The organism is Staphylococcus caeli (assembly GCF_051413795.1).
Classification (GTDB): Bacteria; Bacillota; Bacilli; order Staphylococcales; family Staphylococcaceae; genus Staphylococcus; species Staphylococcus caeli_A.
Genome location: NZ_JBOIRQ010000005.1, coordinates 56,250 through 80,093, shown reverse-complemented (window position 1 = coordinate 80,093; position 23,844 = coordinate 56,250). Strand labels below are relative to the sequence as shown.

At 36.8% G+C, this 23,844-nt stretch carries 18 protein-coding genes, 1 pseudogene and 1 other annotated feature; of the genes and pseudogenes, 11 read left to right on the top strand and 8 right to left on the bottom strand.

Annotation, left to right across the window (positions count from 1 at the left end; translation table 11 throughout):
• Positions 1 to 60 precede the first annotated feature (60 nt).
• Complete coding sequence (gene glpT, locus ACSULM_RS04330) at positions 61 to 1,410, bottom strand: glycerol-3-phosphate transporter (protein ID WP_436860837.1); 1,350 nt, start codon at positions 1,408 to 1,410, stop codon at positions 61 to 63.
• A gap of 241 nt (positions 1,411 to 1,651) precedes the next feature.
• Here glpT and ACSULM_RS04325 point away from each other — a divergent pair, with 241 nt between their 5' ends.
• Positions 1,652 to 2,011, top strand: a complete 360-nt coding sequence (locus ACSULM_RS04325; protein ID WP_436860836.1) for a DUF1304 domain-containing protein — start codon at positions 1,652 to 1,654, stop codon at positions 2,009 to 2,011.
• A 74-nt stretch (positions 2,012 to 2,085) separates the two neighbouring features.
• Here the strand turns inward: ACSULM_RS04325 and ACSULM_RS04320 are convergent, their stop codons facing one another.
• Positions 2,086 to 2,658: a phosphatase PAP2 family protein gene (locus ACSULM_RS04320; RefSeq protein ID WP_436860834.1), complete on the bottom strand. Its 573-nt coding sequence runs from the start codon at positions 2,656 to 2,658 to the stop codon at positions 2,086 to 2,088.
• Between the two features lie 196 nt (positions 2,659 to 2,854).
• Here ACSULM_RS04320 and ACSULM_RS04315 point away from each other — a divergent pair, with 196 nt between their 5' ends.
• Positions 2,855 to 3,475 (top strand): class I SAM-dependent methyltransferase, encoded by a 621-nt coding sequence (locus ACSULM_RS04315; protein ID WP_436860831.1) that lies wholly within the window; start codon positions 2,855 to 2,857, stop codon positions 3,473 to 3,475.
• A 54-nt stretch (positions 3,476 to 3,529) separates the two neighbouring features.
• Here ACSULM_RS04315 and add read toward each other — a convergent pair whose 3' ends face one another.
• Together add and ACSULM_RS04305 are read right to left on the bottom strand one after the other, a co-directional pair.
• Positions 3,530 to 4,510, bottom strand: a complete 981-nt coding sequence (add, locus tag ACSULM_RS04310) for an adenosine deaminase (RefSeq protein ID WP_436860829.1) — start codon at positions 4,508 to 4,510, stop codon at positions 3,530 to 3,532.
• Positions 4,511 to 5,110: 600 nt separating this feature from the next.
• The gene (locus ACSULM_RS04305) at positions 5,111 to 5,953 is read right to left on the bottom strand and encodes a ParB/RepB/Spo0J family partition protein (protein WP_436860826.1); all 843 of its coding nucleotides are present in this window, start codon (positions 5,951 to 5,953) and stop codon (positions 5,111 to 5,113) included.
• A gap of 178 nt (positions 5,954 to 6,131) precedes the next feature.
• Positions 6,132 to 6,476 (top strand) — a binding site (T-box leader).
• Positions 6,477 to 6,537: 61 nt separating this feature from the next.
• Here ACSULM_RS04305 and ACSULM_RS04300 point away from each other — a divergent pair.
• The 9 genes and pseudogenes from ACSULM_RS04300 to ACSULM_RS04260 all read left to right on the top strand — a co-directional run bounded on the left by ACSULM_RS04300 (position 6,538) and on the right by ACSULM_RS04260 (position 17,363).
• Positions 6,538 to 7,641, top strand: coding sequence for a PLP-dependent transferase (locus ACSULM_RS04300; protein ID WP_436860824.1), 1,104 nt, complete (start codon positions 6,538 to 6,540; stop codon positions 7,639 to 7,641).
• On the top strand, positions 7,638 to 8,813 hold the full coding sequence (gene metC / locus ACSULM_RS04295; RefSeq protein ID WP_436860822.1) for a cystathionine beta-lyase MetC: 1,176 nt from the start codon (positions 7,638 to 7,640) through the stop codon (positions 8,811 to 8,813). Before ACSULM_RS04300 ends, metC begins: the two co-directional genes overlap by 4 nt.
• A complete protein-coding gene (locus ACSULM_RS04290) occupies positions 8,767 to 10,608 on the top strand; it encodes a bifunctional homocysteine S-methyltransferase/methylenetetrahydrofolate reductase (protein WP_436860821.1) in 1,842 nt (613 codons plus the stop codon). The genes metC and ACSULM_RS04290 overlap by 47 nt, the downstream gene beginning before the upstream one ends.
• A complete protein-coding gene (gene metE, locus ACSULM_RS04285) occupies positions 10,602 to 12,848 on the top strand; it encodes a 5-methyltetrahydropteroyltriglutamate--homocysteine S-methyltransferase (protein ID WP_436860932.1) in 2,247 nt (748 codons plus the stop codon). Before ACSULM_RS04290 ends, metE begins: the two co-directional genes overlap by 7 nt.
• Positions 12,849 to 12,872: 24 nt before the next feature.
• Positions 12,873 to 13,612 (top strand): annotated as a pseudogene (locus ACSULM_RS04280) (cyclase family protein).
• Between the two features lie 324 nt (positions 13,613 to 13,936).
• Positions 13,937 to 15,811 carry a diflavin oxidoreductase gene (locus ACSULM_RS04275; protein WP_436860818.1) on the top strand — a complete coding sequence of 625 codons (1,875 nt, stop codon included), beginning with the start codon at positions 13,937 to 13,939 and terminating at the stop codon, positions 15,809 to 15,811.
• A gap of 186 nt (positions 15,812 to 15,997) precedes the next feature.
• Complete coding sequence (locus tag ACSULM_RS04270; protein WP_436860817.1) at positions 15,998 to 16,438, top strand: LytTR family DNA-binding domain-containing protein; 441 nt, start codon at positions 15,998 to 16,000, stop codon at positions 16,436 to 16,438.
• Positions 16,435 to 16,893, top strand: coding sequence for a DUF3021 domain-containing protein (locus ACSULM_RS04265; RefSeq protein WP_436860816.1), 459 nt, complete (start codon positions 16,435 to 16,437; stop codon positions 16,891 to 16,893). The genes ACSULM_RS04270 and ACSULM_RS04265 overlap by 4 nt, the downstream gene beginning before the upstream one ends.
• A 5-nt stretch (positions 16,894 to 16,898) precedes the next feature.
• Positions 16,899 to 17,363 carry a DUF4188 domain-containing protein gene (locus tag ACSULM_RS04260; RefSeq protein ID WP_436860813.1) on the top strand — a complete coding sequence of 155 codons (465 nt, stop codon included), beginning with the start codon at positions 16,899 to 16,901 and terminating at the stop codon, positions 17,361 to 17,363.
• Positions 17,364 to 17,473: 110 nt separating this feature from the next.
• Here ACSULM_RS04260 and ACSULM_RS04255 read toward each other — a convergent pair whose 3' ends face one another.
• The 4 genes from ACSULM_RS04255 to ACSULM_RS04240 all read right to left on the bottom strand — a co-directional run bounded on the left by ACSULM_RS04255 (position 17,474) and on the right by ACSULM_RS04240 (position 23,835).
• The gene (locus ACSULM_RS04255) at positions 17,474 to 18,661 is read right to left on the bottom strand and encodes a thiolase family protein (protein WP_436860811.1); all 1,188 of its coding nucleotides are present in this window, start codon (positions 18,659 to 18,661) and stop codon (positions 17,474 to 17,476) included.
• 32 nt (positions 18,662 to 18,693) lie between these two features.
• Positions 18,694 to 20,952, bottom strand: coding sequence for a 3-hydroxyacyl-CoA dehydrogenase/enoyl-CoA hydratase family protein (locus tag ACSULM_RS04250; RefSeq protein WP_436860809.1), 2,259 nt, complete (start codon positions 20,950 to 20,952; stop codon positions 18,694 to 18,696).
• 52 nt (positions 20,953 to 21,004) lie between these two features.
• Positions 21,005 to 22,213, bottom strand: a complete 1,209-nt coding sequence (locus ACSULM_RS04245; protein WP_436860807.1) for an acyl-CoA dehydrogenase family protein — start codon at positions 22,211 to 22,213, stop codon at positions 21,005 to 21,007.
• Positions 22,214 to 22,326: 113 nt separating this feature from the next.
• Complete coding sequence (locus tag ACSULM_RS04240) at positions 22,327 to 23,835, bottom strand: class I adenylate-forming enzyme family protein (RefSeq protein WP_436860805.1); 1,509 nt, start codon at positions 23,833 to 23,835, stop codon at positions 22,327 to 22,329.
• Between the last annotated feature and the right edge of the window lie 9 nt (positions 23,836 to 23,844).

Genomic DNA, 23,844 nt, shown 5'->3' with positions numbered 1-23,844 from the left:
ACTACTGCGTGCTTTTTGTATGCTATATATTTTCATTTTCAGCCTAATATCTGAATAACACTACATTTGACCACGCTTATTCCAAGTTAGAATGAAACTCAGCATCGCCAGTACGCTAATGACTGTTAGTAAGATGAAACCGACATCCCATCCAAAATGTTGTACTACATATCCTAAGACAATATTGGCCATTACCGCGCCAAATAAATATCCGAATAACCCCGTCAAACCAGCTGCTGTACCGGCCGCTTTTTTCGGAACATAATCTAATGCTTGTAGCCCAATCAACATAACAGGACCATAGATGAGGAAGCCAATCGCAATAAGTGAAACGTTGTCTAGCCAAGCGTTACCTGGTGGATTCAGCCAATAAATGATAACGAATACCGTGACGCCTAGCATAAATAAAAATCCTACTGGACCACGGCGACCTTTAAATAGCTTATCTGACAAGTAACCGCATAATAGCGTGCCTGGTATACCTGCCCATTCATATAGAAAATAAGCCCAACCCGACGCCTTTAAATCAAAGTGCTTTTCCTCACTTAAATACGTTGGTGCCCAATCTAGGACGCCATAACGCACAAAGTAAACAAATATATTCGCAAATGCGATTGCCCATACCCATTTATTGTTTAGCACATATTTAAACAAAATCTCTTTCGTAGACAACTCCGTTTCTAACGTTGCTTTAGAACGTGTCGCATAGTCGTTTCTATATTGTTCAATTGGTGGTAAACCTTGTGATTGAGGTGTATCCCTCACAAGTAAAAACGCAATGATCGCAATTACAATCGCTAATATCGCTGGATAAATGAACACACCCTCAAAGCCTTTTAAATAACCGAAATTATATAATGCTGTCATAGAGATGCCCCAAGTCGCAATGGGCGCCATTAACCCACCACCGACATTATGCGCAACATTCCAGATTGACGTCTTTGACCCACGTTCACTTACGCTATACCAGTGAACTAGCACGCGGCCAGATGGTGGCCATCCCATACCTTGAAACCATCCATTAAGAAAGAGCATGACGAACATAATTGAAATCGTAGACGTAAAAAATGGGACAAACCCCATCAATAAATTAACAATTGCCGTTAAAAATAAACCTAAAGCTAAGAATATCCTCGCATTACTCCGATCACTCACTGTGCCCATTACAAATTTACTAATACCATATGCAATAGACACGGCAGATAATGCAATACCCAACTCACCTTTGCTAAACCCTTGCTCTATCAGGTCAGGCATTGCCAAAGAAAAGTTCTTTCTCAATAAATAATATCCAGCATAACCAATGAAAATACCTAAAAAGACTTGTAAGCGTATGCGCTTATAAGTATCATCAACTTTTTCTGATGCTAGTGGTTCAATATGTTTTGGTGGACTTAAAAAGTTAAACATGAATACGCTCCTTATGTATGAAATGTTAAATTCATATTAAGGTTAAGCGATTGTGAAAACGCTGTCAATTTAATTTTATGTTTTTTATATGAAATTTTTGAGAATTAAAAATTTTATGTTATCGATATGCGTATTCACTATTTGAACTATTTAAGCATTATATTGAATTTACATATTTATTTTCTCATAACTTTTTTATATAGTTATATTGAGATTTACGAATGATATGGAGGCTAAAATAATGACTATTGTATCTTTTGTATTAGTGTTACTTGTTGCTATAGAGTTTTTATACATTATGGTATTACAAACATTTGTCACAACTTCTAGTAAAACAAGTAAGCTTTTCAAAATGCCTAAGGAAGCATTACAAACCAATCATTTAAATACACTTATGAAAAATCAAGGTGTCTATAATGGACTGTTAGGCATATTGTTACTCTATCTATTATTCTTTTCGGAGCATGCAAAAGCATTTATCGCATGCATATTGATTTACATGATTTTAGTAGCAGCATATGGCGCATTGACGAGCCAAAAGTCCATCTTGTTAAAGCAAGGTGGTTTACCTATCCTTGCGCTTATTTCGCTGCTTTTTTAAAAGTTATTATCTCATAATAAAAATGGCTGATTTCATACAAACTGAAATCAGCCATTTTTATAGTCAACCTATATTTAACGATTTTGATCATTCATTTTCCCAATATTTAACGCTTGAAGCATAATATACAATACAAGCAAACTACCAATCGTGTCTGTAAAATAATGCGCCTGTAAATAAATTCTAGAAATCATGATAGAGATAACTAAAAATATAGCGAGACATTGTAGCACTTTATGATTTTTCATCAATAGTATTAAACTGACAAAGATACACATGCTTAAAACATGCATACTCGGAAAGCTAAATCCATCAATCATCACATTAGGCCTTGGGCGTTGAACGACATATTTTAAAATTGTGCCAATCGCAAATACACTGAAGCACCAAAAACCATACCACCAAAATTTAAATCTATCGTGCATATATAAAACAATCAATAAAATTATCACGTAAATCAAACAACTAATTGGAGATAATACTGTTGAAATGATTGTAAGATATTGAATTGCCCAGTCTTGTGTAATATTATGTTTTAAAAATTGGTATACGCCCTCATCCACGCCATTTGTAAATCCACTGCCAATACATATCATTAATATCGCGAGACAGACGCTACCACTCATCATTTTTAAATATTGCTTCATGGTGTCTTAAGTTCCTTCCATTCCAATTATTAATAAATAGTAAACCAAGTTTTGTGCTCAAACTCAATCGTACTTTGGACTTAGCTCATTTATTTGTGAGACATTCTAGTCTGTGCTATTATCTATTAAAGACTTTTAGAATCTATAATAACCATTATACTTTTGGAATTAATTAATAACTAAAGGAGTTTATCTATTGAATAAAGAACGTTTTGAAGCTATTGCACAAAAATATGACACCCCTAAAAACATACAATTGGCACAAATCATTGCACAAGAAACCAACCAACTATTGGAGGGCTCCCAACACCATTCATTACTAGATTATGGGGGCGGTACTGGCTTAGTAACCTTAAATATTGATCATCATTTTGAATTCGTAACCCTTATGGATGCTTCACCCAATATGATTGATGTTTTCCGAACTAAAGTCGAAGCATTGGGCAAAACATCCATCACAGCTTTGACCGGCGATGCACTATCTGATGATACTTCACTAGTCAATACGACTTATGATGTCGTTTTCTTGTCATTGGTATTGCTTCATAGTGGCAATTATCAAGGTTTGTTAGAGAAACTCAGTGCGCATCTCAATGAGGGTGGTCAACTCATCCTTGTCGATTTTGATAAAAATGAAAAAATTGATCATCCAAATGTTTACAATGGCTTTGATCAGTCAGATATTCGGGCTGTGCTTGAACAAAACGGCTTAACCAATATAAACACACACACGTTTTATACAGGTGACCATATTTTTATGAATCAACGCGCTAGTTTATTTATTGCATCCGGTATCAAACCTAATACTAAATCCTAAGTGAATGTCTTGAATCTCAAAAACGTCCAATTTCAGAAGAAATTGAACGTTTTTTTATGACTGCATTTTAAATTTTAATTGTTGTTGCTCATCATCAGTTAAAAATGTATATTTAATCGCTCGTTGATTAATATATTGAATTTGTTCATACGTCATCAATTGGTGATGTAATAATAAGCTATATTCTTCATTTAATGATGTTTGTGTCACCGTACGATTATCTGTATTAATTAGGAATGGGATGTCTTCTTGGATCAAATATGGAATATTTAACTGGTGAACGCTGGTAATCGCTTGCGTTTGTATATTACTTTTCGGACAGATTTCTAGTAATGCATCATGTTCTTTCACAAACTGTAAGCCATCTAAATCTTGATTAATCGCCACACCGTGACCAATTCGATGCGCGCCTAATTTAATCGCTTCTACGACATTTTGCGCACAACCACATTCTCCTGCATGCAACGTCATATTAAATCCTTGCTCTAGACCGTATATAGCAGCACCTTGAATAGCCGTAGTAGGAAATCCGCCTTCTGGTCCTGCAAAATCAAGTCCACATACTGCTTTGCTATCGCTTTGTTTAATAAAATCAAATAACGCTCGATTCGTTGCTTCATCATGTTGACGCATCGCACAGATTAATAAGTTCATTTGAATATCTAGTGTATGTACCGCTTCTTGTACACCTGCTTCAACAGCTTCTAATATCTCGGTTAATGTCAAACCTTTATCCATATGAAATAAAGGTGCAAAGCGAATTTCTATGTATTTAATATTGTCGCGCGCTGCTTGTTGCGCAACATCAACCACAGCACGTTGCAAACTATCTTTTGTCTGTAAAACCTTTAAAATCTCTTCAAAACACTGTAAATATGCATCTAAACTATCACAGCTACTATCAACAAATAATTTCTCTTCATTGATGTCGATATCTTGTTCCTTAGCGAGTTGCCTAATAAGTTCCACACTCGTTGAGCCATCGAGATGACAGTGTAATTCAATTTTTGCAAGATCTTGTATAGCCTTATCCATGTAAAGTCCAACCTACCTTATACCGTAATTTTTTGTCTTGAAAATTATTTATACACTATATCACGTAAGGAAAAAATTGACTATTTCTAACTGCAAATTCGACTTATAACATCATAGTAGTTTGGAAAGTTATGAAGCATGGTACAATACATAATAAAACCATTAGAAAAAGTTTGATTTATGAATGAAACTATTTATGTTCAGTATCAATATTGCTAATTATTTCATAATTTTAGTAATGTTCTTTAGTCCTTTGTCCCCCGCTAGTTGGTATGGGGGAGATATATTAAACCTTTTCATTTTAAATTCAATAGTATTATTTGTGATATCAATACTAGTATTTCTTTTTTCTAAAAAATGTAAAAGTATTTGGAAAATAAGTTACATATTAAATCTAATCAATATATTAATCATTACACCTTTAATATTCTTTTACTTATTCTTTGGCATTCCATTTATTCACTAAGATAATGAATAAAAATAACATACAAAACCCCCACAAAGCTTTGACCGGCTGTGGGGGTTTTGATGTACTTATGACAATTGTGTTTATGGTTACATTATACTACAAAACCGTATGAATGTGAATATTGTTTCCTTCTATTCATGCTTATATTTTTCATTCAATTGATGTATCAGTCGTTTGAATTCAGCTTCAGATTTAAACTCAAATGTAATTTGGCCTTTTTTATTTTTAGTAGTAATCGCAACGTGCGCACCATATTGTTCTTTAAGTTGTCGCTCTTGTTGTCTAATAAATTTAGGTTTCGTTATAGCATCTTGCGCAACATCTGCCTTACTTTTCGGTGTTTCAGATTGGGCTGTCACATATTTTTCTAACTCACGTACACTCCAAGACTCCCGGGAGGCTTGTTTAGCAATCCTTAACATTTGATGTGCATCTTTCACACCTAATAACGTACGTCCATGTCCACCTGACAATACACCGTCTCTAACCATGATAGAAACAGATTTGGGTAAATTAAGTAAGCGCAACATATTAGCGATATAGGGTCTGGATTTACTTAAGCGTTGTGCCACTTCCTGTTGTGTTAAATTCAAATCATCCATCAACTTTCGATAACTTTCCGCTTCTTCAATCGCATTAAGATCTTCGCGTTGCAAATTTTCAATAATTGCAAGTTCCATCATATCTTTATCTGTTAATGATTTAACAATTGCAGGTACTTCAGTCAGTCCAGCAATGTTGGCAGCACGGTAACGTCTTTCACCCACTACAATATTATATCCTGCAATGGTCTTGCGAAGTACGATAGGCTGTAAAATACCATGTAATTGAATAGATTTTGCGAGATCATGTAATCGCTCATCGTCAAATGTTTTACGTGGTTGATAAGGATTCGCTTTAATCGCTTGTATATTTATTTTTTGAATTTTTTCATCAGCATCTAATATTAATCTTTGATCTTGATGATTGCTCATTTGCATACACCTGCTTCCCTTGGCCTGCTTGCATTGGTACATTTTAATTATTATAACATCACTGAAACAGCTAAAAATACCACCTCGAATAATTAGTTTAATCTAAATTTTCAGATAAGTTGTTGACAAAGTAATTTTTAGTGTGTAGTCTTGTGTATATCAAATACGAAAACATATTCGAAACACAGTAACAAGGAAAGTAAAACTTACCCTGCTGGCACAGAGAGTCTTTGTAACGCTGAAAGAAGACACGGAAAGAAAGTTTGAAAATGGCCTTTGAGTGTTGATACCAATATGAGGTGTCAACGGGATCGCCCGTTATAGCGATACAGTATTAACATTTTGTTAAATGGCGTACTGGATTAACCACACATCATCTTTTCGCACAATCATTACATTGCGAATTAAGATGCTCCATTCAGTCTACGCGAAGCACTTAACAATTTAGCGTACTGGATAAGGTTACTTTAGCGATAAAGTAACAAACAAAGGTGGTACCGCGAGCTAAGCTTTCGTCCTTTACATCCGATTATTCGGGTTTAAAGGACGGAAGCTTTTTTATTTTTACAAGGAGGTTAACAATTATGAAAAATACTGAACTTGCTCAAATCGCATTATCCAATGACCATACAGGCGCAATTGCCAATCCAATCTATTTATCAACAGCCTATCAGCATCCGCAACTTGGCGCATCTACAGGATATGACTATACGCGAACGAAGAACCCAACACGTTCAACGTTCGAAGAAGCATTTGCACAATTGGAAAAAGGTGTTGCTGCATTTGCGACATCAAGTGGCATGTCAGCCATTCAATTAATTTGTAATTTGTTCAAATCTGGCGACGAGGTATTAGTATCTTTCGATTTATATGGTGGTACATTTAGACTCTTTGATTTTTACGAACAACAGTATGGTATTCATTTTAAATATGTCGACTTTCTAAATTATGAAGAGGTCAAACAAAGTATTACATCACAAACGAAAGCATTATTTATCGAACCCATATCAAATCCACAAATGATTGAAGTAGATGTAGATCCTTATTACATCTTAGCTAAGAAGCATAATTTGCTTACGATTATTGATAACACATTCTTAACACCCTACCTTTCAACACCACTGGAAGATGGGGCAGATATTGTCTTACATTCCGCTACGAAATATATCGGCGGTCACAATGACGTCCTAGCTGGCGTAGTCACGGTAAAAGATGATCAACTCGCCGAACAATTAGGACAACTCCACAACATGATTGGTGCAACACTGTCACCTTTCGATAGTTATTTATTACAACGTGGTTTAAAGACATTACATTTAAGAATGGATCGTTCAGAATATAATGCACAATTATTAGCAGAACGATGTAGTCAGTTAGAAGCAATTGAAAAAGTGCTTTACAGTGGTCGTACTGGCATGTTGAGCATACGCTTAAATAAAAATTATAATGCAGCTAAATTTTTAGAGCATCTCAAGGTCTGCATTTTTGCTGAAAGTTTAGGTGGTACAGAGACATTTATCACTTTTCCATATACTCAAACACACGTCGATATGCCAGACGCCGAGAAAGACAAACGTGGTATAGATGAATATTTACTCAGATTGTCTATCGGTATTGAAGATTATGAAGATATTGAGCAAGATATTGTTCAAGCATTAGAAAAATCAAAGCAAGAGGTGATTTCATGAGTTTATCCAAAGAAACTGAAGTAATTTTTGATGCACGTAGAGGCATAGATTACGACTCTGCCAACCCACCACTTTACGATTCTTCAACATTTCATCAAAAAACGCTCGGCGGTGGCGCTCCTTATGATTACGCAAGAAGTGGCAACCCTAATCGTGCTTTATTAGAAGAAAAATTAGCAAAGTTAGAAGGCGGTAGTCATGCATTCGCATACGCTTCAGGCATCGCAGCGATTTCTGCAGTATTACTCACATTAAATGCTGGAGATCATGTCATTCTTCCCGATGACGTTTATGGTGGGACATTTAGACTTACAGAACAAATATTAACACGCTTTGACATTCAATTTTCAACAGTAAATACAACACATTTACAAGAAATTGAACAAGCGATTCAAGATAATACGAAACTGATTTATATTGAAACACCTTCAAATCCATTATTTAAAATCACTGATATCAGAGGTGCTGCCGATATAGCACGTCATCATCAATTATTACTCGCTGTCGATAATACATTTATGACACCTCTTGGACAATCGCCGTTAGCACTTGGTGCAGACATTGTCGTACATAGTGCAACTAAATTTTTAAGCGGTCATAGTGACATCATTGCCGGAGTCGCAATTACGAACAATGCTAAAGTTGCGGACGCCTTGTATTTATTACAGAACGGTACTGGTACAGCTTTATCAGCGCAAGATAGTTGGACACTTGCTAAACACTTAAAGACATTACCTGTTCGTTTCAATCAATCCGTTGAAAATGCCAAAAAGCTTTATGAAGCACTTCACCAACGCGATGAAATTGCTGAAGTATATTACCCGGGAAATAGTGATTTACATTTATCACAAGCACATCATGGCGGCGCTGTTCTGGGATTTAGGTTAAAAGATGAAACCAAAGCACAAGCATTTGTAGATGCCCTATCCTTACCTTTAGTTTCCGTGAGTTTAGGTGGCGTTGAAACGATACTTTCTCATCCGGCTACAATGTCGCACGCAGCGATTCCAAAAGAAGTAAGGGATGCACGCAATATTACGTTTGGCTTATTTAGACTTAGCGTTGGCATTGAATCCGCTGATGAATTAATTTCAGATTTAAATTACGCATTTAAGGAGGCTTTCAATGAGTCAACTACTCGACAAATTACAGAACAACATCTTAGTAGCTGATGGTGCAATTGGAACAATCCTCTACTCAGAAGGCTTAGACACTTGTCCAGAAGCTTACAACTTAACGCATCCTGATAAAGTTGAACGTATTCATCGTACTTACATCGAAGCCGGTGCCGATGTTATTCAGACAAACACATATGGCGCAAATTTTGAAAAACTTAAAGTCTTCGGACTCGAACACAAAGTCAAAGATATTCATCAAGCAGCAGTAGATATTGCTAAAAAGGCTGCAAATGATGAAACGTTTATTCTAGGCACTGTTGGTGGTTTCAGAGGAATTAAACAAGAAGATTTAGAACTGTCATCTATTCAATATCATACGGAAATCCAAGTAGAGACATTGGTCGAAGCTGGTGTCGATGGCATTTTATTCGAAACGTATTATGATTTAGAAGAACTTACAAATATTATTAAAGCGACGAAACGCAAATATGATATTCCAGTCATTGCACAACTTACTGCACTGAATACCAACTATTTGAGAAATGGTACAGAAATCAATGATGCGCTACAACAAGTTGCTGAAAGTGGTGCTGACATTGTCGGTCTTAATTGTCATCATGGTCCACACCATATGCAACAATCATTCTCGCATATCGAGTTACCAAATCACGCATTTTTATCGTGTTATCCAAATGCTAGTCTACTGGATATTGAAAATAGTAAGTTCAAATATAGCGATAATGCTGCTTACTTTGGAAAAGTTGCTGAGCAACTCATCAACGAAGGGGTACGCTTGATTGGTGGATGTTGTGGTACAACGCCAGAACACATTCAATATATTAAATCATCTATTACAGGATTAAAGCCTGTTTCAGAAAAAAATGTTGTTCCAATCACGAAATATATCAACCAGAAAGAACAATCATCCAAAAAACAAAATCTAACATCTAAAGTAAAGTCACGCCCTACTATCATTGTAGAATTAGATACGCCAAAGCACCTTGATACCGATTTATTTTTCAGAAATATCAAAAAACTTGATGATGCCAATATCGATGCTGTTACGTTAGCTGACAATTCACTCGCCACGGTGCGAATCAGTAATGTTGCCGCGGCAAGTATAATCAAACAACGTTTTGATATCGAACCTTTAGTTCACATTACCTGTCGTGATCGTAATTTAATCGGTTTACAATCTCATTTACTCGGTCTTTCATTACTCAACATTAATGAGATATTGACCATCACAGGCGATCCTTCAAAGATTGGCCACCTCCCCGGTGCAACCAATGTTTATGATGTGAACTCTAAAGGATTAACGGAAATTGCACTTCGCTTTAACCGTGGGATTAACACAGATGGTGATGCGCTGAAGACAAAGACAAACTTCAACATCGCAGGGGCATTTGATCCAAATGTAAGAAAATTAGACGGTGCTGTCAGACGTTTAGAGAAAAAGTTAGAAAGTGGCACACATTATTTCATTACGCAGCCAGTCTATAGCAAAGAAAAAATCAAAGAAGTCTATGAGGCAACCAAACACATAGATGCACCTTTATTCATTGGTGTCATGCCCGTCACAAGTTATAACAATGCATTATTCTTACACAATGAAGTCCCAGGCATCAAATTATCAGAAGATATACTCGCACAATTTGAAGCTGTTAAAGACGATAAAGTTAAAACAAAAGAACTAAGTCTTAAACTTTCAAAAGAACTGATCGACACCGTACATGAATACTTTAATGGATTGTACTTAATCACACCATTTCAAAAAGTCGATTATACATTAGAACTAGCAAATTATTCAAAATCAATTACTTCAACTACACAGGAGGCAATATTATGACAATTCAAACATCAAACTTAGGTTTCCCAAGATTAGGTAGAAAAAGAGAATGGAAAAAAGCCATCGAAGGTTACTGGGCAAACAAATATGATTTAACAACTTTAAATCAACAATTAACAGATTTACACAAAGAGAATTTATTACTACAAAAAAATTACAACTTATCTAGTGTGCCTGTCGGTGATTTCTCATTATATGATCATATTCTAGATACATCTTTGCTTTTTAATATTATTCCGGAACGCTTCCAAGGTAGAGAAGTAAATGATGACTTATTATTTGATATCGCTAGAGGTAATAAAGAATATGTTGCAAGTGCTTTAATCAAGTGGTTCAACACGAATTACCACTATATCGTACCTGAATGGGACAAAGCTGAACCAAAATTAAATCACAACGTCTTGCTAGAACGTTTTAATTATGCACAATCACTCAATGTCGATGCACATCCTGTTATTGTTGGGCCAATCACTTTTGTAGCACTATCTAAAGGTGGACATCAATCATTCGAAGAGAAAGTAAACACACTGTTACCATTATATAAAGAGGTACTACAATCATTAGTCGACGCAGGTGCACCTTACATTCAAATTGACGAACCAATCCTTGTGACTGACGACAGTAAAGATTATGAAACAATAACACAAGCTGCTTATGATTATTTTGCTGATGCTGGTTTAGGCGACCATTTAGTCATTCAAACTTATTTTGAGCGTGTGAATCTTCAATTTTTAAATGGGTTACCTGTCAAAGGACTTGGATTAGATTTCGTCCATGATCACGGTTTTAATCTTCAACAAATTAAAGACGGTGCATTAGATCGTAATAAAGTCCTTTACGCTGGCATTATCGATGGCCGAAACGTGTGGGCAGCTGATATTGAAGCTAAAAAATCATTAATCGAAACCTTACAGAATTATACAAATGACCTTGTTATTCAACCATCATCGTCTTTATTACATGTACCAGTGTCGTTAGACGATGAAACATTAGACCCGTCTGTCGCAGAAGGTTTGAGCTTCGCCACAGAAAAACTTGATGAGTTAGATGCATTAAAACGTTTATTTAATGATAATGACGACCGTAAATATAACGAACTGAAGGCACGCTATGCACGCTTCCAAGAGCAATCTTTCAAAAACTTGGACTATGATTTCGAAAAAGTGCGTACGTCTAGACAATCACCATTCAAAGAACGTAAAAAAGCACAAGATGAACGTTTAAATTTACCAGATTTACCAACAACAACGATTGGTTCATTCCCACAATCTCAAGAAGTCCGCAAATATCGTGCCGATTGGAAAAATAATCGTATTACCGATGCTGCATATGAAGATTTCTTAAAAAATGAAATCGCTCGTTGGATAAAAATACAAGAAGATATTGGTTTAGATGTATTCGTTCATGGTGAATTCGAACGTAACGACATGGTAGAATTTTTCGGCGAGAAACTCCAAGGATTCTTAGTAACTAAATTTGGTTGGGTTCAGTCTTACGGTTCACGTGCAGTTAAGCCGCCTGTTATTTATGGCGATGTGAAATGGACTGAGCCACTGACAGTAAAAGAGACGCTATATGCGCAAAGCCTTACTGACAAACCTGTCAAAGGTATGCTTACAGGACCTGTAACCATCTTAAACTGGTCATTTGAACGTGTAGACTTACCTCGTGAAGAAGTTCAAGATCAAATTGCTTTAGCCATTAATGAAGAAGTATTGGCACTTGAGGAAGCTGGTATTCAAATTATTCAAGTCGACGAACCTGCTTTAAGGGAAGGCTTACCGCTTCGTTCTGAATATCATGAAGCATATTTAGAAAAAGCCGTCCGTTCATTTAAACTTGCAACTTCATCAGTTGCAGATGCAACGCAAATTCATACGCATATGTGTTATTCGCAATTCGGGCAAATCATCCATGCCATCTATGATTTAGATGCTGACGTCATTTCTATCGAGACGTCTCGAAGTCATGGTGATTTAATTCAAGACTTCGAAGACATTACCTATGATTTAGGTATTGGATTAGGTGTATATGATATTCATAGTCCAAGAATACCAACAGAAGCAGAAATTACAGAAGCAATCCATCGTGCTTTACAAGAAATTGATCGCTCATTGTTCTGGGTAAACCCAGATTGCGGTTTGAAGACCCGCAAAGAAGACGAAGTGAAAGAAGCGCTAAGCGTACTCGTCAATTCAGTTGAAAAATTACGCAAATCAACACACTCAGCAGCTGTTTAGTATCAAATATTGTAGGTGATATCGATGAGTTATCCATTATGGAATCAATTAGAACAATTAAAGTCATCAACATGGGTCGATTTGACCCATACGTTTGATGAACATATACCTTGCTTTAGTGAATTTGAACGCGCACGCGTCTCAACACTGTTCAATGTTGCGGATGATGGTTTTTATGTACAACATTGGAATATCGTTAGCCAGTATGGCACACATATAGATGCTCCAGTTCATTTTGTAGAAAATACACGTTACTTGCATGAACTAGAGTTGAAAGAGTTAGCTTTGCCATTAATTGTTTTAGACTTTTCAGAAGCAGTGACACGGGATGCTGATTTCATCTTAACGCGCGCCCATATCGAACAATGGGAAGCCGAATTCGGTACCATTGAGCCAGGAACATTTGTGGCATTTCGAAGTGACTGGTCGAAACGTTGGCCAAATATTGAAGCCTTTGAGAATAAAAATGATGCTGGCGATATCCATTTACCAGGATGGGGACTAGATGCATTAAAATATTTACTCGAAGAACGACAAGTCAAAGCGATTGGTCATGAAACATTTGATACAGACGCATCCGTCGATGTCGCTAAAAATGGGGACATCGTTGGCGAGCGCTACGTCCTAGGTCAAGATACATTCCAAGTTGAATTACTAACGAACCTGGATCAACTACCTCGTCGCGGTGCTATTATCTACACGATTAGCCCTAAACCTAAAGATGCACCTGGATTCCCGTACGTGCATTTGCGATCAAACCTTAAGCTTTGATAACGTATTATCCATCATATTTCGAATATTTATGATTAAAATCTAGCCATTATATAATAATTAAGAACTTGAGCCATTCTTAATACTTTATTTCTCCTTTTAACATATTAAAAGTGCCCGCATCGTTATATTTATGATGTGGGCATATTTAAATGTTTAAAATGTATCGGCCATTCGTTGGATTTTTATCTAAATGATAATCCGTATCATTTAAAAACATACAATCAATGTTATAATTCAATAAAATTCAATATAGTTTATCGTAGGGGTTAATCTACCTATTTTCTATATAAATATAATAAATAGAGGTGACACACATGCAACTGAATCAAGACAACACCCCTTTTGACGAGAAGCAATTAGCTCTCATTAATCAACTAATACCAATGCTAACAACAGAGCAACAACAATGGTTAAGTGGTTACCTGCTCAATCCAAATGTATCAACATCAGGGAACGAACCTGTTACAAATAAAGATGCAGTGGCAAATACGGCAACTGACGCCGAAACGGCTACTGAACAGCCAAATATCGCACCGGCATCAACTGAATCTGAGCCTTTAGAAGTGCATGTATTATACGGTACTGAAACGGGTAATGCGGAAGAAATTGCAGAAACATTTGAATCAAAATTAAAAACACAAAACTTTAAAGTACATCTTTGGGATATGGATGATTTCCCAAGAGATTCATTGCCAGAGGTTGAACATCTTTTCATTATTTGTTCGACACAAGGTGTTGGTGAACCACCGATTAATGCGTTAGATTTATACGACCATCTTCATAGTGATGCGGTACCACAATTAAATTCGGTTAATTTTGCAGTATTAGCGCTTGGCGATCAAGACTTTCCAGATTTTTGTCAGGCAGGTAAAGATTTTGATCACATCTTAGGGCAACTTGGTGCACATAGAATGGCCGATAGAGTCGATTGTGATTTCGACTATGAAGAGACAGCGGAACAATGGATCATCGATATGCTTGAACTGCTAACACAAATATCACCTGATACACATGAAGATACGCCTAATATTGAGGACGAAGTAGTCACAATTGAAGAACCTCAAGCACCTTATTCAAAATCAAATCCTTTTCAAGCCGAAGTCTTAAAAAATACTGTACTCACAGAACCAGAAGCATCTCGTGAAGTGAGACATCTCGAATTATCACTTGAAGGATATCCCGAAACATATGAACCTGGTGATAGCATTGTCATTACCCCTCAAAACGACCCTGCCCTTGTGGAACAATTGATTGCTACACTTAATTGGGATGCAGAAACCCTTGTACCAATTAATGACAGTGGCGCTACGCGTTCACTTAAAGATGCTTTAACGCACGACTTTGAAATTTCAAAACTAACACCCGGATTAATGAAAAAAGCTGCGGAATTATTTGGTAATCCCATGCTAAATGCTAATATTCAAAAATCTGAGTGGGTTGAAAACTATATATACGGCAGAGATTTGATTGACCTGATACAATCATTTACACCAGTGGCATTAGAACCGAGTATGTTACCACAGCTATTAAGAAAGTTACCACCTAGAGAATACTCTATTTCAAGTAGTCATCTCGTCAATCCTTCTAGCGTCCATTTAACTGTTCGTGTCGTTAAATACGAGTCTCATCAACGCGAGCGTCTAGGTGTCTGTTCCGTTCAACTTGCTGAACGCACACCTGTTGGAGAGACATTGCCAATCTATATTAAAAAGAACCCAAACTTCACATTTTCCGAAGACGCAGACACACCAGTGATTATGATTGGTGCTGGTACGGGCATTGCACCTTATCGTGCTTATCTACAGGAAAGTGAACACTTAAATTTACAGTCACAGAAATGGTTAATTTTTGGAAATCAGAACCAACAACACGATTTTCTATATCAACATGATTTAGAACATTGGCTGCACACCGGCATATTAAATAAATTAGATTTAGCCTTCTCTAGAGATACTGAAAATAAAATCTATGTCCAACATCGCATTGAACAAAATAGTACTGAATTCTATAAATGGATTGAGGCTGGTGCTACTATTTACCTATGTGGGAACAAAGATGAGATGGCGAGTGGCGTGCATCAGTCACTTGTCAGCGTCCTAAAAATGGAAGGCAACTATAATCAGGATGAAGCTGAAGCTTATCTGAATGATATGATTAAGCAACAACGCTATCAACGAGACGTTTATTAATAACATTCCATTCGATACAACCTCGAGCAAGACTAGTACGACACTAGCAATTGTTCGAGGTTTTTATTTTTATATTTTATTAGTTTTATTTGCCACTTAGCTCATTTTTCAAGCCACATACACTCTTTATATAGTAATTTCTCACAAAATTTGGTTTACTTAGTTCAACAGGGAGGCCTGATATCTATGGAAGTCAAAATGATATATGACAATCAATTACCTAAAGATTCGATTGTGATTAAAAGTCATGAAGACACTGAACAATTACCAGAAATTTTAAACTATATCAATCAATTATCAAACAGCAAACTATTTCCCGGAAAATACAATGAAGAGACGTATTACATCAAACAACACCACATCATATGTTTTCGTATAGAAAATAAAGTACTCACAATGGTGACACCTGAACATCAATACACAACCACCCACCGTTTATACGAAGTCAAAGCACAACTCAATGCGCACTTTCTACAAATCTCAAAATCCGAAATTATCAATGTAAATTACATCGATAAGCTAAAATTAAATAAAAACAGTACGATTGAAATCATATTTACAAATGGTGATTTCACCTACTCATCTAGACGATATTTACCTTTAATTAAGGAGGCGCTCAAATTATGAAACGATTATTTAATGGAGTAACTATTGGCATTACCATAGGTGTCATGATCTCTTTAATATTTTCGACACTATTTGCAAAAACAGCTTTTCACCCAGTATCTCCAGAATCAACGATGGGCAAGTTCTATTTTGAGCATTTGACCGAATTGCAAATCATGGGTATTTCCGTTGTCATATGGGCATTAATTGGTATTACTTTCAGCTTTGGTGAATTGATTTTTTCAAATACGAACAAAGCACTATTAACGCAAACATTATTGCACTTTAGTCTCATGCTCATTATTATGTTCCCATTAGCAATACTAGCTGGATGGTTTCCTTTGAAAATTTCAGCAATACTCATGTTCGTTATCATTTATACAATTGTTTACTTTATCATTTGGACAATAGAAAAAAGACGCAACCAACGCTATATAGACGAAATTAACGATATGCTTTCAAAACGAAAGGGATGATTAATATGAATCAAGGTCGCTATACTGTATTACCAACTAAATCTGTCACTGTATTTTTGATAGGACTTCGCGTAAACAAATGGCACAAAATTCACAAATGGCTTCCCGTTCTCTTAGCAATGCCACCTATGCTCAAAGAATTATCGAAAGATGTATCTCTAGGATGTTTGTCTTATGAAATGCTCTTCAAATATCGTGGCGTCATGATTGTTCAATATTGGGAAGACAATGAAAAACTGCTGAGTTATTCTAGAATGCCTACCCACTTAAAAGCTTGGCGTAAATTCTCTAAAGCATTGAAAAATAACGATGCTGTAGGCTTTTATCATGAAACGTATAATGTCGATACCAATCAATATGAAAATATTTATATCAATATGCCAGATTTTGGCCTAGGTAAAGCTTTTGGTAACCAACCTGTAAATCAAGCAACACAAACTGCTAAACAACGATTAAGAAATCAAACGTAGCACATCTTCACATAAACAAATATAAGCCGCATTAATTGGATCAAACATGATCACGTTTAATGCGACTTTTTGTCGTACTATCTACTATTAAATATCTTCATTCGTATCATCTACGCTCTGACATATTCAAAGATACCTGCTGCGCCCATGCCGACGCCGATACACATCGTTACCATACCATATTTCGTATCTGGTCTTTGCTTCATCTCTGATAGTAGTTTACCGACTAACATTGCACCTGTTGCTCCAAGTGGATGCCCTAATGCAATGGCACCACCATTAACATTTGTTTTATCCATATCTAACCCTACTTCTCTAATTGAAGCTAATGTTTGAGCGGCAAATGCTTCATTTAATTCCACTAAATCCATATCATCTACCGTTAAATTGGCTTGTTTAAGCACTTCCGGTATCGCATAGGCTGGACCAATACCCATGAGTTTAGGATCTACACCGACTGCTTTAAATCCAACAAAACGTGCAATAGGTGTTACACCTAATTCTTTTAGTTTTTCACCAGACATGAGTACTACAAATCCTGCGCCATCTGTAAGTGGTGCTGAGGTGCCTGCCGTCACAGTGCCGTCAGCCTTAAATACCGTTCGTAATTTCGCTAATGATGCTTGATTCGTGTCTGGCCTAATTAATTCATCAGTATCAAACACTGCTTTCCCTATAACAGGACCCTCATCATTATATGAAACTGTGTTCACTTCTATCGGTATAATTTCATCATCGAATTTGCCCGCCTGTTGTGCCACAGCTGCACGTTGATGACTCTGTACCGCATATGCATCTTGGTCTGCTCTTGATACGTTATATGTCTCTGCTACCATTTCTGCTGTTAGTCCCATTGGGTAGGAAACACCTGCATCTTCATCTTGTAAAATAGGATTGTTCGTAGGTTCATTACCACCCATTGGCACAGCACTCATTAACTCAATACCACCAGCTACAAGTATATCTGCCTCATTAGCTAAGATTTGATTTGCTGCATGTGCAATTGTCTGAAGTCCCGAAGAACAATATCTATTTACGGTTTGTCCTGGCACTTCATTTGGCATACCTGCTAACAATGCAATCGTTCTAGCAATATTCTGTCCTTGCAACCCTTCTGGAAATGAATTGCCGACTATCACGTCTTCAACCATACTTGGTTTAAATGAACCATCAACTTTTTCTAAGACACCTTTTAATACTTTTGCTGCAACTTCATCTGGTCTTTCATGAAACAAAGCTCCATTTTTAGCCTTACCAGCTGCTGAACGTCCATAAGCTACTATATATGCATCTCGCATTTAAACTCACCCTTCCTTGTTGTATTTCATTTTTAGTTTCGTAATGGTTTCCCTGTTTCTAAAATATGAGTGATTCGGTCATAAGTTTTTTTATTTTGTAGCAATTCTAAGAAGCGTTCTTTTTCAAGTTTTTGCAAATATCTTTGATTGATATAGGTGTTACGCGGAATGTCTCCGCCACCTAATACTTCCGCAACTTTCAATGTGATTTCATAGTCATAATCACTGATAAAATGGCCAATACGTTGCGCGTCCAACTGTCCTTCAGCTAATGCTTTAAAGTCTTTACCTAACGCAATATATCGTACTTGAGGTGTTGGCATATAGTTCGTTTGAGACTCATAGCGTGCTCTGTTCAAAGCAACTTCCACACGTTTCTCTGTATTTAAAATAATCGTATCTGTAGTTCTTAAATAATGATATTTCACCGCTTCATACGCATTTGTGGATACTTTTGCGAAACCGATTTGCATTAATATATCAGTAATAGACTTCTGTTTATCATCCATTTTATGATCTGTACGTAATATCCTATCAGATAATTCTGCAAGTCCACCACCTGCTGGTAATAGCCCAACACCTGTTTCAACGAGGCCGATATATGATTCACTTGCTGCAACTACAATCGGTGAATGCAGTACTAGTTCACAGCCACCACCTAATGCTTTTCCTTGTACAGCCGTGACGATAGGTTTCACTGCGTATTTCAATCTCGCAAACACATAGTGTAACTGCTCAACCGCCGCGCCAACTTCTTCTACCACGCGTCCTTCTTCATGCGCTTGTTTCATTTGGAATAAGTTGGCACCTACGCTGAAGTTGGCACCACCTGCATAGATAACCATGCTACTATAGTCAGATTGTTCAAGCGTATCAATAGCTTCAAGTAAATCTGCTAAAAATCCATCCGTAATCACATTATTTTTACTTTGCAATTTCAATAATAATTGATCTTTATACGCTACTGATAAATTAGAATCTGTTCTATTCCACAGTGTTTCATTAATGTAGTCATCTACTGGTGTAATTCGTTCGATTGTTTCACCCTGTGCATAGAATGGTTCGTTACGTTGTTCTATCCAATCAGGTAATTGTCCAAGTTCTTCTTTCATACGTGATTTCACACGTTCAAAGCCCATCGAATCCCATAATTGGAATGGTCCTTGTTTCCAGTTAAAACCCCACACGAGCGCGCGATCAATGTCTTTGAATGAAGTCGCAGCTTTAGGAACATTAATTGCTGAATAATAGAAGTTGTTTCTTAGTGTTTCCCATAAAAATACACCTGCATCGTCTTGTGCGTTAAAGATAACTTCTAAATTTTTAGCTAAATCTTTACTAAATTGACCAAGTATTTCAAATTGTGGTTGTTGGGGTTCAACATAATCGTTTTGTTCAGGATCAAAAACCAATCGTTGTTTATTTACTTTTTTATAATAGCCTTGTTTCGTTTTGTTTCCTAAAGCACCATTTCGGGCTAATTTTTGGGCTAATTGATTATCATGGAAAAATGGTTGTTCTTCTGGAATACGTTGCATCCCTTGAGTCACTGCTAAAGCAATATCCAAGCCAACTAAATCTGATAAACCATATGTGCCCATTTTGGGACGACCAATACCACGCCCTGTTAAAGCATCCACCTCGGTAATCGAAAGGCCTTGCGACTCTGCGCGATACATAATGTCATTCATCGTTTGTGTGCCTACACGATTGGCTACAAAACCAGGCACATCATTGGCAACAATAACCCCTTTTCCTAATACATCTTCAGCAAAATATTGTACTCGTTCAATGACTGTTTGTGCCGTCTTACTATTTGGAATCACTTCGACCAATTTCATGATGCGCGGTGGATTAAAGAAATGCATACCGAAAAATCTTGCTTTATCACTATCGTCAAAAACATTTGCGATTGATTCGATTGGGATACCTGATGTATTTGTCGCAAATACTGCATCTTCTTTAGCCACATCTTTCACTTTATTCCAAACTTGATGTTTGATTTCCACTTCTTCTTTAACTGCTTCTATATAAATGTCTGCATCATCTTCTCCAGTTAAATCATCGTTAAAATTGCCATATGACAGATTCGATGCAAAAGATAAATCAAATAGTTGCGGCCGTTTCGGATTAGTAATGATGTCATATGCTTTTTTTGAAATCTTATTGGGCTCATTGTCATCTATCACAATATCTAATAATTTTACTTTTAATCCTGCGTTGACCAGAAGTGCGGCAATTTGGCTACCCATTGTTCCTGCACCTAAGACCGTTGCTTTTCTGATTGTCATACTAAAACCTCCAAATTTATTGCATCATTTTTTTAATGAAGTCGATGTATTCTTAGATAAATGCAGAATCACCAGTAAGTGCACGACCGATGACTAGTGCGTTAATCTCATGTGTGCCTTCATACGTGTAAATGGCTTCAGCATCTGCAAAGAATCTCGCAATATCATATTCACCAGCTAAAATCCCATTACCACCGTGAATACCACGTCCCATTGAAACCGTTTCTCTGAGTCGCAATGCGTTCATCATTTTAGCCGTTGATGTAGCAACTTCATCATATTCACCTTTTGCTTGCATACGTGCCAGTTGCGCACACGTTGCCATAGCTTGTGCTAAATTACCTTGCATCATGGCTAATTTTTCTTGTATTAATTGAAATTTGCTAATTTCTTTACCAAATTGTTTCCGCTTAGTCACATAATCTGTGGTCGCTTTTAATGCACCTGCCATAGCACCTGTTGCCATATAAGCTACGCCAGCTCGTGTTGAATACAAAACACGTGCAATATCTTTGAAACTATTAATATTTTGTAAGCGTTGTGCTTCTTTGACGACCACATTGTTTAAACGTATATTAGTATTTGGTACGATGCGAAGTGCTATTTTATTTTCAATAATGTCAATTTCAACACCTGATTGATTGGGTTCTATGATAAAGCCTTTAGGTTTACCCGTTTCAATATCTACAGCATAGACTGGAATCACGTCGGCAACATTCGCTCCTCCTATCCATTTTTTCTCTCCATTTATAATCCACTGATCTCCGTCTCGTTTTGCAGTGGTTTCAAGACCTCCCGCAACATCCGATCCGTGTTCAGGCTCAGTTAAAGCAAAACATGTGCGCAACTCGTGTGACTGTAATTTAGGTAAGTAATACGCTTGTTGTTCTTTACTTCCTCCAAACCAGAATGAATTGTGCCCTAAACCTTGATGTACACCTAATAATGTTGCGAGTGAGACATCAAATTTAGCAATTGTGTATGACATGAAGAATTGGAATAATTGACTTGGTGTTTTTTCACCTTCACGCCCCTCAAACAGTAGTGGATTTTGAAAATAATTCAATTTACCTAAAGCTTCAAAATATCCTTCTGGCTCTGTAGCATTTAACCAATGTTTGTTCACCGAATCTCGATAGTTCTCTTCCAACATATCGTTCAATTGCTTTAATAAAGTTACTTCTCCCTCCGTTAAATCGTTGGCAATACTCAAAATATCCTCTGGGTACAAAGTTTTAATTATTTCTGCTTTTGTTGGCATAAGCAAAGACCTCCATTCAAAATGATAGCGCTTACATTTATCTCTAAAATTTTTTCTCTCTTACATATTTTTATACATCTACTCATAATTACTTCTTGTGGTTCGTTATAATTCTATGTTTGATTGTCTTGCGCTTTTTCATTCATAAACTGCTGAATTTGTAACTTATCCGCCTTCGAAGTAGAATTCAATGGCATATGTGTCAATTTGAGATATAACCTTGGAATTTTATAACCTGCGATATGTGTTCTCATATGCGCATCTAATTTTCCCTCAAAATTTGGATCATCTTCCGTCAACACTACAGCAGCAGCAACGGATTCACCATATTTAGGACTCTCGTAACCAACGACTACACTTTGTGCGACAAGTGGGTGCTCAGACAGGACTGCCTCAACTTCTGAAGGTAAGACATTTTCACCACCCGTAATAATCATTTCTTTACGTCGATCAACGATATAAATATCTCCGTCTTCGTCTATTTTCGCTAAATCACCAGTTAAAAAGTACTCTCCATGAAACGATTGTGCTGTCTCTTTTGGTTTATTCCAGTAGCCAGGTGTTACATTATTTCCCCGCACGCCCAGTTCTCCGATTTCACCTACCTGCACCACTTCAAAGTTGTCATCAAAGATACAGACATCTAAAAACATTACAGGTTGCCCAATACTCGCTGGTTTAAGCGCATTATTCTCAGGCGTATTCACGCAGACTAGAGGAGACTCGGTCAGACCATAACCAGTAATTATAGGTTGTCCCATCTTCAGAAATTGCTTTTGTACCAGTGGTAATGGTGCAGATCCACCTTGAACTAGAAACTCGATATTTTCAAAGTTTTTCAAGTCAAAATTTTCCGCAACTAACATCGCATAGTACATCGTAGGTATTTGTATTAAAAAATTAGGTTTATACTGTGCCATTAAATCATTCAACTGTTCTCCATTAAAGTAACGTTGTATGATAAGCGTACCTCCTGCCATCAACAACGGTAACGTCAAATCATTAAAGCCTAAAACATGAAACATTGGTGTTGAAATGATTGTCGTATATGTGGCATTAATTTTATACGTGAGTGCTGTATTGATAGGATTATTTACAAAGCCATCATATGTGAACATGACGCCTTTAGGTAAACCTGTCGTACCACTCGTATACATCAGAGAGGCTAATTCATTCCCTTCAACACTCACCGTTTGGAACGGACGATGACGCGAAGGATCAACGATATCATCGTATGCTTGTGAATCGATATCCATATGAAGTAATGTATCTGCAATGCCTTCTAAACTAGATAGATGTTTTTCAGCGTAAAAGATGAGTTTGACCTTCGAATCAGCAATTACACTTTCGATTTCTTGTGTCTTTAAGCGCCAATTAATCGGTAAATATACCGCACCTATTTTGAATGAAGCGAATAACAAATCCAAGATTGCTACATCATTCGGTGTAAAAATGCCGACAACATCACCACGACGAATGCCTTGTTCTTGTAAATAATTGGCTAAATTTTCTGCCCTGATATTTAAATCTTGATAGGTCCATTCCGTACCTTTGAATGGATCAATGACTGCAGCTTTGGGTGCATCAAACGTTGCTCTTGTTTTAATCCAGTCGTAGTTCATATTTTCTCC